Origin of the sequence: Sphingobium sp. 15-1 (assembly GCF_013375535.1) — a bacterium.
Taxonomy (GTDB): domain Bacteria; phylum Pseudomonadota; class Alphaproteobacteria; order Sphingomonadales; family Sphingomonadaceae; genus Sphingobium; species Sphingobium aromaticivastans.
Map to the genome: position 1 here is coordinate 1 of NZ_JABXJG010000001.1, position 13,845 is coordinate 13,845.

Sequence of the window (13,845 nt, forward strand, 5' to 3'; positions counted from 1 at the left end):
ATGAAGGATATTGCGGCAGTGATTGGAAGTTTGAGCGGTCTCGACACGCAGCAAAGCGCGCGCCTGGAGACTGTCTGGGCGACCATTCGCGCCGGCCTGCGCCGCGACATTGGCGCGCGCATGTTCGATCAGTGGCTGAAGGCCGCGCAACTGGGCGACTATTGCCCCGAATCGCAGACGCTCGATCTGCTGTTCGCTTCCGACTTCACGGCGAACTTCGTGTCGGGTCAGTTCGGTGACCGCCTGCGCATGGCATGGCGCTGCGCGGGGGCGGGCGTGCGCGAGGTCCGCCTGCGACGGGCGCCCAATGCGGTGGGTCCGCGCGTCCTTGAACTGCACCAGACGGAGACGGCGGCCGCCGCCGACAGCGTCGTGATGGACGTTCAGGGCCCCGCCTCGAATTTTCAGCCGCGCCACAGCTTCGACGAATTCGTGACGGGCGAAACCAATCATCTCGCCTTTTCGGCGGCGCAGGCCTTGGCCGGCAAGAGCCAGCCACGGTTCAGCCCGCTCTTCATCCATGGCGGCACCGGCCAGGGCAAGACGCATCTGCTCCACGCCATCGCCCGGCTCTTCTCGGAGCATTCTCCGTCGGCGCCGGTCCTCTATATGTCGGCCGAGCGGTTCATGATGGAATTCGTGAACGCGATGCGGGCCAATGAGACCATGATGTTCAAGGCGCGGCTGCGCGCCGCCCGCTTGCTGCTGATCGACGACATCCAGTTCATCGCCGGCAAGGGATCGACGCAGGAAGAGTTTCTGCACACGATCAACGATCTCATCGATTCGGGCGCCCGCATCGTCGTGACCGCCGACCGCGCACCGCAAATGCTGGACGCGATCGATGCGCGCATCCTCTCGCGCCTGGCCGGCGGGCTGGTGGCGGACATCCGCCCGGCGGGGCTCGACCTGCGCCTCGCGATCCTGGAGGCCAAGCGCGCCATTGCCGGCGATCCGCCGGTGCCCGACGCCGTGGTGGATTTCCTTGCCCGCTCGATCCGCTCCAATGTCCGCGAGCTGGAGGGCGCGTTCAACAAGCTGATCGCTTATGGCCAGCTCACCGGGCGGTCGATCGATCTGGAGTTCGCGCAGGCGATGCTGGCCGACGCGGTGCGCGCCAATGCCCGCCGCATCACCGTCGACGAGATCCAGAAGGCCTGCGCCGCGCATTACAAGATCGACGCGGCGGAAATGCGGTCCAAGCGCCGGGCGCGCGCGGTGGCTCGTCCCCGCCAGGTGGCGATGTATCTCGCCAAGAAGATGACGCCGCGCTCCTTGCCGGAGATCGGCCGCATCTTCGGCGGACGCGACCATAGCACCGTTATCCATGCCGTGCGCACAATCGAGGAATTGCGGCAGAGCAATCCGGATATCGACGCCGATATCCGCGCTTTGCAGCGCCAGTTGGAAGGCTGACAGGCGAGCGGCTTTGGATTAGGCTTCACGCATGATCCGACAGCTTGCTCTTTTCCTCGCCGCTTTTTTCTGTCTTGGCCCTGCCTTCGCGCAGACCGTTTCTGCGCCGTCACCCGCCGATGTGCGGGTCGCGCTCGAAACCAGCGTCGGGCGCATTGTTGTAGCCGTGCATGTCGCCAAGGCGCCGGTCACGGCCACGAACTTCCTGCGCTATGTCGATCAGAAGCGGCTGGACGGCACGCTATTCTATCGCGGTGTCGGCACGGCCGATTATGGCTTCGTGCAGGGTGGCGCGCAGAACAATCCCAAGCGCGTCCTGCCGCCGATCAAGCATGAACCGACAAGCCAGACGGGCCTTACCCATGATGATGGCGCGCTTTCCATGGCCCGCTATGCGCCGGGCAGCGCGACCGGCGATTTCTTCATCGTGCTGGGCAAGATGCCGGGCATGGACGCGCATCCGGAGGCGGGGGGAGACAATCAGGGTTTCGCCGTCTTCGCCCATATTGTCGAAGGCATGGACGTGGTGAAGGCGATCCTGGCCGCGCCCAAATCGCCCACGGCTGGCGAGGGCGTGATGAAGGGGCAGATGCTGGAGCAGCCGGTGAAGATTCTGACGGCGCGGCGCATGCCCTGAAGGATGGCGATTGAGGGTGGGTTGCGGACTTTCAGTTTCCGTTCGCCCTGGCTTGTCGAAGGGCCCTGCTGAGCGAAGGCGAAGCATGGGAGCCTCGCTCTGCTCGGTTGAGGGCTTCGACTTCGCTCAGCCCGAACGGATATCCCACGTCAGCAATTGGCCAAAACCCATCCATCAACAAGCCGAACGCTTCTCCCAAAAGAAAACCCGGCGATCCTAGACCGCCGGGTCATTGGGCTAGGCCGGGAGCCGCTCGTCTGGAAAGCCGCTCAGCCCTTCTTTTCGGGCGGCAGGGTGATCTTCACATTCTCCCCATTTTGCCCAGGGAAGCCGGTGAACATCGCGTCGATCAGGTTCGGCACCAGATAGGTCAGCTTGTTAGACAGCGACTGGGCCTGCGCCTTGCCTTCGAACAGGCGGCGATTGTCGGCGGCGCGGTCGATCTTCATGCTGAGGTCGCTGGTATAGACCGTATAGCTGCTGATGTCGTTATAGCTGCCGGGGCCGAACAGCCACGGGTCATAGAAGCCATAGCCCCAGGGACGGCCCCAGCGCCCGCGCCAACCCCAGCCGCCGTAGAAGAAGGGGTCAGGCGCACTGATGCCGGTCGAGCGCACCTTCTCGCGCCCATTGTCCACGCCGTAGGACACCCTGACGATCAGGTCGGCCCGCGCCGGGTCACCGGCCGCGACATAGCCGGTTTGGGTCAGGCGCTGGCCGACGAGATCGGCATAGTGCGAAAATTCAAGACCACCGGCGAGACGCGGATCGTCCGCGACGATGGTGAAGCTCTGCCCGGCGGGCGCCGGGAGCTGCTGAAAGCGGGCGACATCCGCCTTGAAGGAAGTTGCGCAGCCCGACAGAGCCACGAGCGCCAAAGCGGGCGCCGCGATCAGGCCGATCTTTTTGAAACGGGTCATTTTTCTGCGTCCTGTATCAGGCACTACGCCTGCCAAACATCTTGCGTCTTGCCATAGCAAAACGCAACTGAACATCGTTTGAACGCGCGTAACGGGCGAACGGGCGCAAACCATGTCCTGCCATCCTTACGACGGCGCGGGCAGGATTATTCCGTCGCGGGCAGGGAAGGGGCCGCCGCTTTGGCGACCCCTGTGGCATCAGCGCATCAGTCCCATGGCGTCATAAGCGGCACGCAACGTCGGCGCGGCTGCGGTGGATGCCTTGGCCGCGCCTTTTTCCAGGATCGCGTCGAGCGCGGCGTCATCCGTGCGCAATTCCATGAACCGCGACCGGATCGGCCGAAGCGTTTCGACCAACAGCTCGCCCAGCGCGGGCTTGAACGCGCCGAAGCCCTTGCCCGCAAACTCGGCGCAGACGGCGTCGGCAGTGGTGCCCGCCAGCGTCGCATAGATGCCGACCAGATTGTTCGCTTCAGGACGCCCGGCCAGCCCTGCGGCGGTTTCGGGCAGCGGCTCGGGATCGGTCTTGGCCTTCTTCACCTTCTGCATGATGGCATCGTCATCGTCGGTCAGGTTGATGCGGCTCATGTCGGAAGGGTCGGACTTCGACATCTTGGCCGTGCCGTCGCGGAAAGACATGATGCGCGCCGATTCCTTGGGGATGATCGGATCGGGCAGGGTGAACAGCTCCACGCCGAAATCAGTGTTGAACTTGGTGGCGATGTCGCGGGCCAGTTCCAGATGTTGCTTCTGGTCCTCGCCCACCGGCACATGGGTGGCGTTATAGACGAGGATGTCCGCCGCCTGGAGCACCGGATAGACGAACAGGCCGATGGAGGCGCCTTCGCGGTCCTTGCCGACCTTGTCCTTGAACTGGGTCATGCGGTTGAGCCAGCCGATCCGCGCCGTGCCGTTCAGCAGCCAGCAAAGCTCGGCATGGGCGGGCACCCGCGCCTGGTTGAAGAGTACCGAGCGGTCGGGATCGATCCCCGCGGCGACCAGAGCCGCGGCCATGTCGCGGACGTTGCGGATGCGTTGCTCGCGCCCTTCATGCACGGTGATCGAATGCATGTCGGCCAGGAAGAAGAAGCACTGGCTGTCGGCGTCCATCTCATCCTGCATCCGCACCCAGTTGCGGATCGCGCCCAGATAATTGCCCAGGTGCAGATTGCCGGTCGGCTGGATGCCGGAAAGGACGCGCATGACTTATCCGTTCTCTTCTTTGGTTGCACTTTTGCGACGCATCAGCGCCTTGAGGTCGGACAGCCGATAGGCGCCCGTGATGAAACAGGCCACCCCGTAAAGCGCAATGCCGGCGCCGACAAGCAGGGCAAGCGCCACATAACGCTGGAGCATCACCCCGCCGAGCCAGGGATCGAGCAGGCCTTCGCCCGCATAAAGCGCCGCGCCCATGGCGATCGCCGCCAGCGCGAGGCGGGGCAGGCGCCGCCGCAATTGCGCGTCGGCGGCGAAATGGCCGCGCTTCACCAGCGTCGAATAGAGCATGGCGACATTAACGGTGGAGGACAGCGCCGTCGCCAGCGGCGGGCCGACATGCCCCATGCCCACCCGAGCCAGCAGCGGGATCAGCAGGAAATTGCCGATGATGTTGATGACGATCGACAGCATCGCATAGCGCACCGGCGTCCTGGTGTCGCCCCGCGCATAATAGCCGGGCGTCAGCACTTTCACGAGGACATAGGAGGGCAGGCCGATGGAGAAGGCCGACAGGGCCCAGCCGCAGCGCTGCGCATCCTCGACCGTGAAGCGGCCATATTGGAACAGGCCGCGCACGATCGGCTCGGCCACGGTGATGAAGGCGACGGTGGCGGGCAGGGTCAGGAACAGCGCCAGCTCTATGCCGCGATTCTGCGTGTCCATCGCCACTTGCTCCTGCCCCGTCGACAGCAGGCGCGAGACGGTGGGCAGCAATATGGTGCCAAGGCCGATGCCGATCAGGCCCAAAGGCAACTGGTTCAGCCGGTCGGCATAATAGATATAGGTGATCGATCCCGAAGCGAGCAGCCAGCCCGACAAGGCGGTGGAGATCAGCAGGTTGATCTGTGACGCGCCCGCGCCCGCCGCTGCCGGAACGATCAGGCGGAGCAACTCCTTCACATCCGCGTCGAAACGCGGCCGCTTGAGCTTCATCGACACGCCCGCCCGGCGGCAGGCCCAGACCAGCCAGAGCAATTGCAGCGCGCCACCCACAGTGACGGAAATCGCCTGTACCCGCGCCGTTTCATATTCATTGGCACCGTGGAACAGCCAAAGTCCCGCGATCATGGCGACGTTGAGCAGGATCGGCGCGGCGGCATTCACCCAGAATTTGTCGAGCGAGTTCAATATTCCACCCAGCAGCGAGGCTAGGCTGATCAGCGCCAGATAGGGCAAGGTGATGCGCGACAGCATGACCGCGAAGGCGAATTGCTCGGCCGTCGGATGCTGGCGCGAAAAGCCGCCGGATAGCGCCCAGGTGATCGGCCAGGCCGCCGCGATCAGCAGCGCGGTGAAGACCACCAGCACCGGCAGCAGCACTGCCAGCGCCCGCTCGGCAAAATGATAGCCTTCCGCGATCCCGCCCGGTCCCGCCGCCTTGCGGTTGAACATCGGGATGAAGGCGGCGGAGAAGGCCCCCTCGGCAAAGAGGGCGCGGAACATGTTGGGCAGGCGGAAGGCGACGCCGTTGAACGCGTCCGACGCGAAACCCGCGCCGACATAGCGCGCCGCCAGCGAATCGCGCACCAGCGCGAGTATCCGGCTGGCGAGCGTCAGTCCGCCGACCGAGCCCAGCGCCCTGGCCAGTTTCATGCCATGGCTTCCCGTTCGTCCTGAGTAGCCGCTGAGCGAAGTCGAAGCGGCGTATCGAAGGATGGTTGCGGAGCTGCTTCGATACGGGCCTTCGACAAGCTCAGTCCCTACTCAGCACAAACGGACAGGAGAATATTCTGGCTTTGCTCAGGCGTGACCGGCCGGCTCGCCCGTCGTCTGCGCCATGGCTTCGGCCTGCTGGACATAGAGGCCGCCGAAATCGATCGGGTCGAGCAGCAGCGGCGGGAAGCCGCCGTCGCGGATCGCGTCGGCCAGCACGCGGCGGGCGAAGGGGAAGAGCAGGCGCGGCGCTTCGGCCAGCATGAAGGGCTGCATCTGGTCCTCCGGCACGTTGCGCATGCCGAAGATCGCGGCATAGACCAGCTCCACGGCGAAGGCGGTGCCCTGCGGCGCGGTCGCCTTGACCTCGATCTTCAGGGAGACTTCGACCACTTCGTCGCCCACCTTGTCGGCGCCGATGTTGAACTGCACGTCGATCTGCGGCTGGTCCTGCCACTGGTAGACGGCGGGTGCGTTCGGGTTCTCGAACGACAGATCCTTCACATATTGGCTGATCAGCGCGATTTGCGGGCCGTTGTCGGCGCCATTGCCGGTGGTCTGAATGGTATCGGCTTCCTCGGCCATCTTATTTCCCTGGGTGTTTAGGTTTGCCTTGGCAGGCAGAATGCCCGCGCATGTCGATCCGCGCGCTTAGCAGGGGCGGCAGGGCGGAGCAATGGCGGCCCCGCGAAAAGCCGCCATTTGAATATGCGGGGAAACATGCTTATGTTGGTTGCGTTACAGTAATTCAGATTCAATCCAAAGGGTGCCTGACCCCGTGTATGTGATCGTCATCCTCGCCATGATTGCCGGTTTTCTGGCGCTGCGGCTCTATTCCGTGCTCGGCAAGCGGACCGGGCATGAACAGGAGCCTGCTCTGCGTCCGGCGGAGGAACGCGCCAAGGTGACGATCGTGCAGCCCCGGCCGGTCACGGAAATGGCGGGCGATTCGGTACGGCTGTCCGATGGCCTGATCGCGCCCGGCGGCGAGGCGTGCGTGCGCGCCTTGATCGCGGCGGACCGCAGCTTCGACGTGCCCCAGTTCGTCGAAGGCGCCAAGGCTGCCTATAAGATGGTGCTGGAAGCCTTCTGGCGGGGCGACCGGCAGGAACTGGAATGGCTGTGCGACGCCGATGTGCTGGCGTCGTTCGAGGAGGCGATCGCGGCGCGGGAGGCGGAGGGCCATGTCCTCGACAACCGTCTGGTCCGCATCGAGAAGGCGCAGATCGTCGACGCCAGCGTCACCGGCCGAATGGCGGAGATTTCCCTGCGGTTCGAGGCGGACATCGCCGCCGTCACCCGCGACAGGGACGGCCATGTCGTCGCCGGTTCGCTGACCGACGCCGTCGGCACCAACGATATATGGACCTTCTCGCGCGATCTGCGCAGCACCGACCCCAACTGGAAGCTTAGCGAGACCGACGAGGCGGCATGAGCCTGCGGTCATTGGGTGGCGTGCGGGCGGGAGGCGCGCTGGCCACGGCCCTGCTGCTGTCCGCTTGCGCCGGCGGCGTGATTCCGCCGGGTGCGGGCGGTCCCGCGCCAGCCCGTCCGCCCCGCGGCAGCGGCGAGACGACGACCCGGCCGATTCCCTCAACGCCCAGGCCGCCCGTGCCCGTCACTCCGCCACCGACGACTATGCCCGCCGATACCGCCAATGCGGCCAGCGCGGGCGTCACGCGCGGACCCGACATTGCCGATCTCATTCCCTCGGGCGAACGCTCGCGCAAGGCGTTGCAGGCTTTCCGCCTCTCCTGCCCCTCGCTGATGAAGCGCGGTGACCAGAGCGGGCTGACGCGGGGAACGGACTGGAACAGCGCCTGCGCCGCCGCCTCTAGCTGGCCCGAGGCATCGGCCAACGAGTTTTTCTCCCGCTATTTCGAAGCGGTGCAGGTGGGCGAGGGGAAGGCCTTCGTCACTGGCTATTATGAGCCGGAGATCGCCGGATCACGCAACCGCCAGCCCGGCTATCAGGTGCCGATCTACCGCCGCCCGGCCAATCTGATCGACGTCAATCTGGGCCTGTTCAGCGACAGCCTGAAGGGCAAGACCATCAGGGGCAAGGTGGACGGCAGCAATTTCGTTCCCTTCGACGACCGGTCGCAGATCGTGGGCGGATCGCTGGCGGGCAAGGGGCTGGAACTGGCCTGGGCCGCCGATCCGGTCGAATTCTTCTTCCTCCAGGTGCAGGGCAGCGGCCGGTTGCTGCTGCCCGATGGCGGGGTGATGCGGATCGGCTATGACGGGCAGAATGGCCGCGATTATACCGGCATCGGCAAGCTGATGAAGGATCGCGGACTGATCCAGGCCGGGTCGATGCAAGACATCATGGCTTATTTGCGCGCCAACCCCGCAGAGGGCGCGGCGATCATGGACGAGAATAAGAGCTTCGTCTTCTTCCGCGAGCTGACCGGCGCTGGGCCGCTGGGGGCGCTGGGCGTGCCGGTCACGCCGGAGGCGACGGTGGCGGCCGACCCCAAATATGTGCCGCTGGGCGCGCCGGTGCTGCTGTCGCTCGACCGGGCCGAACCCAATGGCATCTGGATCGCGCAGGATACGGGCGGCGCGATCAAGGGCGCCAACCGCTTCGACAGCTTCTGGGGCGCGGGGGCCAGTGCGCGCAGCATCGCGGGCGGCATGTCGGCGCGGGGCAGCGCGCTCATCCTGCTGCCGCTGGGGTCGGCGGCCCGGCTCGGCCAGAACTGACGCCATGCTGCCATGGGTCGGCGCAATCTCTCCTCCGAAGAACAGGCGCTCTGGACGGCGCTGACCCGGTCGGTAAGGCCGCTGCGTCCTGGCGCGCGGACGCCTTCTCCGCCGGCGGTGCCAGTCAAGGCTGCGGACGCAACAGGGTTAACGCTTCCCTCCGTTCAGACGGGGGCCGCAGCCCCGGCGCGAACCCCGACGGCCACGCTGGATTCAAGCTGGGAGCGCAGAATCCGTAGCGGAAATATGGCGCCGGACATGGCCATCGACCTGCACGGGCATAGCCTTGCGGCGGCGCATGCCCGGCTTAACCAGGCGCTGGCGGCGGCATGGGCACGGGATGCGCGCATCCTGCTGGTGGTCACCGGCAAACCGCCGAAAACCGCCTCTGCCGGCGGATCGCGCCGGGGAGCCATTCGCGGCGAGATTGGTCACTGGCTGGAGACCAGCAGCTATGCCGACCGCATCGCCAGCGTGCGGATCGCGCATCAGCGCCATGGTGGCGAGGGTGCGCTCTACGTCATCCTGCGGCGCAAGAAATAAGCCCTTTTCGAGCGATACACTGACCTTTTCTTAACCACTGTCCTTCATATCCGGCTGATCCGGGATCGGATCGCGCGGGTAGGGAGGCACATGCAGGGCGTGACATTGACGAGCCGCGCCACTGCCTTCGCCTGCGCCGCGGGGGCGCTGGTGTTCATCCTGTCGCTGGTGCTGGGCCAGGGGCAGGCCACGGATATTGACGGCATCGGCCGGTCCCTCATCATCGCGATCCTGTGCGGCACTTTGAGCTGGGCTTCGGCGCGCCGAACCGTGGCGACGACGGCCAGCGCCATTGACGGGGCGACGGAGCGGTTGCTGGCGGCAGCGCATGGCGACCTGCAATCCGCCGTGCCCGCCGACATAGGCCAGGAACTGCCCGACCTGTCGGTGGCGATGGAGAGCCTGTTCAGCCAGGTGCGCACCAATCTGGATCATGTGCAGGCGCTGGCCCTGTTCGATCAGGTGACCGGCCTTGCGAACCGCGCCAGCTTTTGCCGGCAGGTTGAACGGATGCTGGCCGAGCGCAGCGAGGAGGGGCTGGCGGCGCTGTTCTTCATCGATCTCGACGGGTTCAAGGGCGTCAACGACACGCTGGGCCATGCGGCGGGCGACCAGTTGCTGGCCCGCGTCGCCGGTCGACTGCGCGAAGTCGCCATGGCGCAGGCCAGCGCGGGGACGGGCGATTGCCTGATCGGCCGTCTGGCGGGGGATGAATTCACCCTGTTCGTGCCCGCCATGCCTGATCTGGACACTGCCGGCCGCATCGCCCGCGCCATCCAGTTCGCGCTGCGCGAGCGCTTCGACCTGGGCAGCCAGCATGTCGATCTGGGCGCGTCGATCGGCATCGCCTGCTATCCCGAACATGGCGACACGCTGCCCGCGCTGCTGCGTTCGGCCGACATCGCCATGTATCATGCCAAGCATCAGGGCCGTAACCGGGCCGAGATGTTCACCACCGAACTGGCGCTGGAAGCCGCCGACCGCGCCGAACTGGAGCGCGATCTGCTGCTGGGCCTGCAGCGAGACGAATTCCTGCTGGAATTCCAGCCGCAGATCGAGATCGGCAGCGGCCGCGCGGTCAGCGCCGAAGCGCTGGTGCGTTGGGTCCATCCGGAACGGGATCTGGTCATGCCCGGTTCTTTCGTGCCGGTGGCGGAGGAAAGCGGCGCGATCGTGGCGCTGGGCGATTGGGTGATGGGGCGGGTGTGCGAAACGGCGGCGCGCTGGGCGCGGGCCGGGGTTGGGCAGCGCATCGCGGTCAACATTTCTTCGCGGGAATTGGCGCAGGCCGATTTCTTCCTGCGCCTGCGTCATGCCATGGACGCGCATCAGGCTCCGGCGGTCATGCTGGAACTGGAAATCACCGAATCGCTGGCGATGGACATGAAGGCGCAGACGCTCGATCAATTAAGCGCCCTGAGGCGCGATGGCGTGCGCGTGGCCATCGACGATTTCGGGACGGGCTATTCCAACCTGTCGCGCTTGCGCGAACTGCCCGTCGACCGGGTGAAGATCGACCGCTCTCTGGTCCGCGACATCGCCGTTTCGGCCGAGGCGCGCACGATTTGCAGCGCCGTCGTCGGGCTGATCCAGGGCCTTGGCATGGAAGTGGTGGTCGAGGGCGTGGAAACCGAGGCGCAGATGGAGATGCTGCGCGTGATCGGCTGCTCGCTGTTCCAGGGCTATCATCTGGCGCGGCCGACGGGGGAGGCGGATTATCTCGCCCGTTTCGCCTTCGTGCCAATGCCGGAGCGGCGCTCGGTCTAGAGCATCGTGCGCAAAAGTGGGAACCGGTTTTGCGCTTAAAATTATGCGACAACAAAAGCTTAGAGCGCGCGGCCTGCGTCCGATTTAACGCAGTGCGCTCTAAATCCGATATTCGTGTTCCTGCGAAGGCAGGAATCCAGTTCGGGCGGTGGAACTGGACTCCTGCCTTCGCAGGAGTACGGCTTGCGTTCGGGACGGGTTCTTATTCGCTCAAGGCGCGCATTGTCACCAGCCGGTAGATTTCCGTCAGATCCTTGAGATCGGCCAGCGCCACCGCCTCGTCCAGCTTGTGCATGGTCGCATTGTTCAGGCCGAATTCCACGACCGGGCAAAGGCGCGAGAGGAAACGGGCGTCCGACGTCCCGCCGGTGGTCGACAGTTCCGCCTCCACCCCCGTCACTTCCCGGATCGCGCCCGCCACCAGGTCCGACAGCGTGCCCGGCTCCGTCAGGAAGGGTTCGCCGCTGATCTTCGCCTCCACCGTGCCGCCTTCGGTCGCGGCGAGCGCCGTGATGAGGTCGACCAGTTCCGCGCCGCTATGTTCGTTGTTGAAACGGATCGAGATGCGCGCCTGCGCGGCGGCGGGGATGACGTTGGTGGTGGGATTGCCGACGTCGAGATTGGTGATCTCGATATTGCTGGCCTGGAACCAGTCATTGCCCTCGTCCAGCACAATGGCGTCGATGGCCGACAGGATGCGGATGAGGCGCGGGATCGGGTTGTCGGCCAGATGCGGATAGGCGACATGGCCCTGCACGCCCTGGACATTGATCCACATGTTGACCGAGCCGCGCCGGCCGATCTTGACGACGTTGCCCAGCCGTTGCGAGGATGTGGGCTCGCCCACCAGGCAGAGGTCGGGGCGCAGGCCATGGGCGGCCATGCGATCCATCAGGGCGAGCGTGCCGTGGACAGCCGCGCCTTCCTCATCGCCGGTGATGATCAGGCTGATCGTGCCGGGCAGGTCTTCGGGCAGGTCGTGCAGCGCGGCGACATAGGCGGCGATGGCGCCCTTCATATCCACCGCGCCGCGGCCGTAGAGCAACTCGCCGCGCCTTTCCGGCTGGAACGGATCGCTGGCCCAGCCATTGCCCGGCGGGACCACGTCCAGATGCCCGGCGAAGGCGAAATGCCTGCCCGGCCCGGTCGTCCGCCAGGCCAGCAGATTTTCCACTGGTCCGTCCGGCGCCTCGCCGGTCAGGAAGCGATCGACGGTGAAGCCCAGCGGCTTCAGCATCGCTTCCAGCACCGCGAAAACCTCCCCCGTGGCGGGCGTGACGGATGGGCAGGCGATCAGCTTCTCGGCTATGATGATCGGGTCGGCATCGGTGCTGGTCTTGGTCATGCGGTTGCGTTAGAGCATTTTGAAGCCGGCTGGAACAGCCGGCGGCTCGCAAAATGCGGCGGAAAACGGCAGGGCATTTTGAAGCCGGCTGGAACAGCCGGCGGCTCGCAAGATGCGCCTGCAACGGCGCCGGGCAGCTTTGCCGGCAAGGAGGATGTGTCATGCCCAAGATCGACCTTGCGGCCATCGAACAGAGCAATCGGACCGGCTATCCGCCGCAATATGCGGGCGCGGTGGCGGAACGATGGGTGCGCAAACTGGGACCGGCGACCGGCCTTTCCGATTTCGGCGTCAGTCATGTGGTGCTGAAGCCCGGCGCGGCATCCTCCCAGCGGCACTGGCATGAGGATGAGGACGAGTTCGTCGTCATGCTGAGCGGCGAGGCGGTGCTGGTCGAGGAAGGCAGCCGGACCAAGTTGCGTGGCGGCAACATGGCGTCCTTCCCCAAGGGCGAGCCCGATGGCCATCATCTGGTCAATGAGAGCGACGCGGACTGCGTGTTCCTGGCGGTGGGGCGCGTTCCGCTGGGGGATGCGCACTATCCCGACATCGACATGCAATGGGTCAAGGGCGCCTATCGCCGCAAGAATGGAAGCGGCTTTTGAAGCTGGACCGGCGGGCGTCGATGGCGTTGCTGGGCGCGGCGATGGCGGCTCCCCGGGCCTTGGCCGCGGCTCCGGCGGGGGTGGTGAAGCCGCCCCGGCTGCGTCCTGGCGACATGGTGGGGCTGGTCGAGCCGGCGGGCTTCACCGATGACGCCTTCGACCTCGATCTGGTCAAGGAAACGATCGTCGCCATGGGGCTGGTGCCCAAGCCGGCGAAGCATCTGGTGGAACGCTACGGCTATCTGGCGGGGACGGATGCGGACCGGGCGGCGGACATCAATGCGATGTTTGCCGATCCGCAGGTGCGGGCCGTGTTCGCGACGCGGGGCGGATGGGGGTGCGCGCGGCTGCTGCCCTATCTGGATTTCAAGGCGATCAGGGCCAATCCCAAGCTGCTGATCGGCTTTTCCGACATCACTGCGCTGCATCTGGCCTTTGCGGCGCGGGCGGGGTTCGTCACCATCCACGGGCCCAATGCGGCGAGCAGTTGGCCGCGCTTTTCCTGGGATGCCTTTCGCGCCATTGCTTTCGATGGGGCGACGCCCTTGCTCGCCAATCCGGAGGGGCGTGAGGACCGGCTGGTGCAGCGGAGCGGGCGTATCCGGACCTTTCGCGGCGGGAAGGCGAGCGGGCGGTTGCTGGGCGGGAACCTGACCGTGCTTTCGACGCTGATGGGCACGCCCTGGGTGCCGGATTTCGACGGGGCGATCCTGTTCATCGAGGATGTGAGCGAGCAGCCTTATCGGATCGACCGGATGTTGACGCAGCTCTCGCTGGCCGGTGTGCTGGGCAAGGTGGCGGGCGTGGTGTTCGGGCAATGCACCGATTGCGGACCGAGCGGGGCTTCCTATGGCGGCTTCACGCTGTCGGAAGTGTTGCAGCAGCATCTGGCGGGCTTGGGCGTGCCCGCCTTTCAGGGCGCGCTGTTCGGGCATGTCGCCAGCCAGTTCAGCCTGCCGGTCGGATGCCGGGCGGAGATTGATGCCGATGCGGGAACGATCCGGTTGCTGGAGGCGGCCGTCCGATAAGCGACGC

Annotated in this window: 13 protein-coding genes; 8 read left to right on the top strand and 5 right to left on the bottom strand. The window is 65.7% G+C overall.

From position 1 onward, the window contains the following. On the top strand, positions 1 to 1,416 hold a 1,416-nt coding region (gene dnaA, locus HUK72_RS00005), incomplete at its 5' end, for a chromosomal replication initiator protein DnaA (RefSeq protein WP_176594952.1). A 31-nt stretch (positions 1,417 to 1,447) separates the two neighbouring features. Then, complete coding sequence (locus HUK72_RS00010) at positions 1,448 to 2,053, top strand: peptidylprolyl isomerase (protein WP_176594953.1); 606 nt, start codon at positions 1,448 to 1,450, stop codon at positions 2,051 to 2,053. Between the two features lie 269 nt (positions 2,054 to 2,322). Here the strand turns inward: HUK72_RS00010 and HUK72_RS00015 are convergent, their stop codons facing one another. The 4 genes from HUK72_RS00015 to secB all read right to left on the bottom strand — a co-directional run bounded on the left by HUK72_RS00015 (position 2,323) and on the right by secB (position 6,429). Beyond that, positions 2,323 to 2,973 carry a DUF4136 domain-containing protein gene (locus tag HUK72_RS00015; RefSeq protein ID WP_176594954.1) on the bottom strand — a complete coding sequence of 217 codons (651 nt, stop codon included), beginning with the start codon at positions 2,971 to 2,973 and terminating at the stop codon, positions 2,323 to 2,325. A 198-nt stretch (positions 2,974 to 3,171) separates the two neighbouring features. Beyond that, positions 3,172 to 4,176: a tryptophan--tRNA ligase gene (trpS, locus tag HUK72_RS00020; protein ID WP_087575500.1), complete on the bottom strand. Its 1,005-nt coding sequence runs from the start codon at positions 4,174 to 4,176 to the stop codon at positions 3,172 to 3,174. A gap of 3 nt (positions 4,177 to 4,179) precedes the next feature. Then, positions 4,180 to 5,784 carry a murein biosynthesis integral membrane protein MurJ gene (murJ, locus tag HUK72_RS00025; RefSeq protein WP_176594955.1) on the bottom strand — a complete coding sequence of 535 codons (1,605 nt, stop codon included), beginning with the start codon at positions 5,782 to 5,784 and terminating at the stop codon, positions 4,180 to 4,182. A gap of 147 nt (positions 5,785 to 5,931) precedes the next feature. Continuing rightward, complete coding sequence (gene secB / locus HUK72_RS00030; protein WP_176594956.1) at positions 5,932 to 6,429, bottom strand: protein-export chaperone SecB; 498 nt, start codon at positions 6,427 to 6,429, stop codon at positions 5,932 to 5,934. Between the two features lie 193 nt (positions 6,430 to 6,622). Between secB and HUK72_RS00035 the strand changes: the two genes are divergently transcribed. From HUK72_RS00035 to HUK72_RS00050, 4 genes are all read left to right on the top strand, one after another. Next, positions 6,623 to 7,279, top strand: a complete 657-nt coding sequence (locus tag HUK72_RS00035) for a Tim44/TimA family putative adaptor protein (protein WP_176597668.1) — start codon at positions 6,623 to 6,625, stop codon at positions 7,277 to 7,279. Then, positions 7,276 to 8,550: a murein transglycosylase A gene (locus HUK72_RS00040; RefSeq protein ID WP_176594957.1), complete on the top strand. Its 1,275-nt coding sequence runs from the start codon at positions 7,276 to 7,278 to the stop codon at positions 8,548 to 8,550. Before HUK72_RS00035 ends, HUK72_RS00040 begins: the two co-directional genes overlap by 4 nt. 12 nt (positions 8,551 to 8,562) lie before the next feature. After that, positions 8,563 to 9,093, top strand: a complete 531-nt coding sequence (locus tag HUK72_RS00045) for a Smr/MutS family protein (protein WP_176594958.1) — start codon at positions 8,563 to 8,565, stop codon at positions 9,091 to 9,093. Positions 9,094 to 9,183: 90 nt separating this feature from the next. Continuing rightward, positions 9,184 to 10,860 carry a bifunctional diguanylate cyclase/phosphodiesterase gene (locus HUK72_RS00050; RefSeq protein ID WP_176594959.1) on the top strand — a complete coding sequence of 559 codons (1,677 nt, stop codon included), beginning with the start codon at positions 9,184 to 9,186 and terminating at the stop codon, positions 10,858 to 10,860. Between the two features lie 202 nt (positions 10,861 to 11,062). Here HUK72_RS00050 and dapE read toward each other — a convergent pair whose 3' ends face one another. Then, positions 11,063 to 12,205, bottom strand: a complete 1,143-nt coding sequence (gene dapE / locus HUK72_RS00055) for a succinyl-diaminopimelate desuccinylase (RefSeq protein ID WP_176594960.1) — start codon at positions 12,203 to 12,205, stop codon at positions 11,063 to 11,065. A 161-nt stretch (positions 12,206 to 12,366) separates the two neighbouring features. Between dapE and HUK72_RS00060 the strand changes: the two genes are divergently transcribed. After that, positions 12,367 to 12,810 carry a cupin domain-containing protein gene (locus HUK72_RS00060; protein ID WP_176594961.1) on the top strand — a complete coding sequence of 148 codons (444 nt, stop codon included), beginning with the start codon at positions 12,367 to 12,369 and terminating at the stop codon, positions 12,808 to 12,810. Positions 12,811 to 12,830: 20 nt separating this feature from the next. Beyond that, complete coding sequence (locus tag HUK72_RS00065) at positions 12,831 to 13,838, top strand: LD-carboxypeptidase (protein ID WP_176597669.1); 1,008 nt, start codon at positions 12,831 to 12,833, stop codon at positions 13,836 to 13,838. Positions 13,839 to 13,845 lie beyond the last annotated feature (7 nt).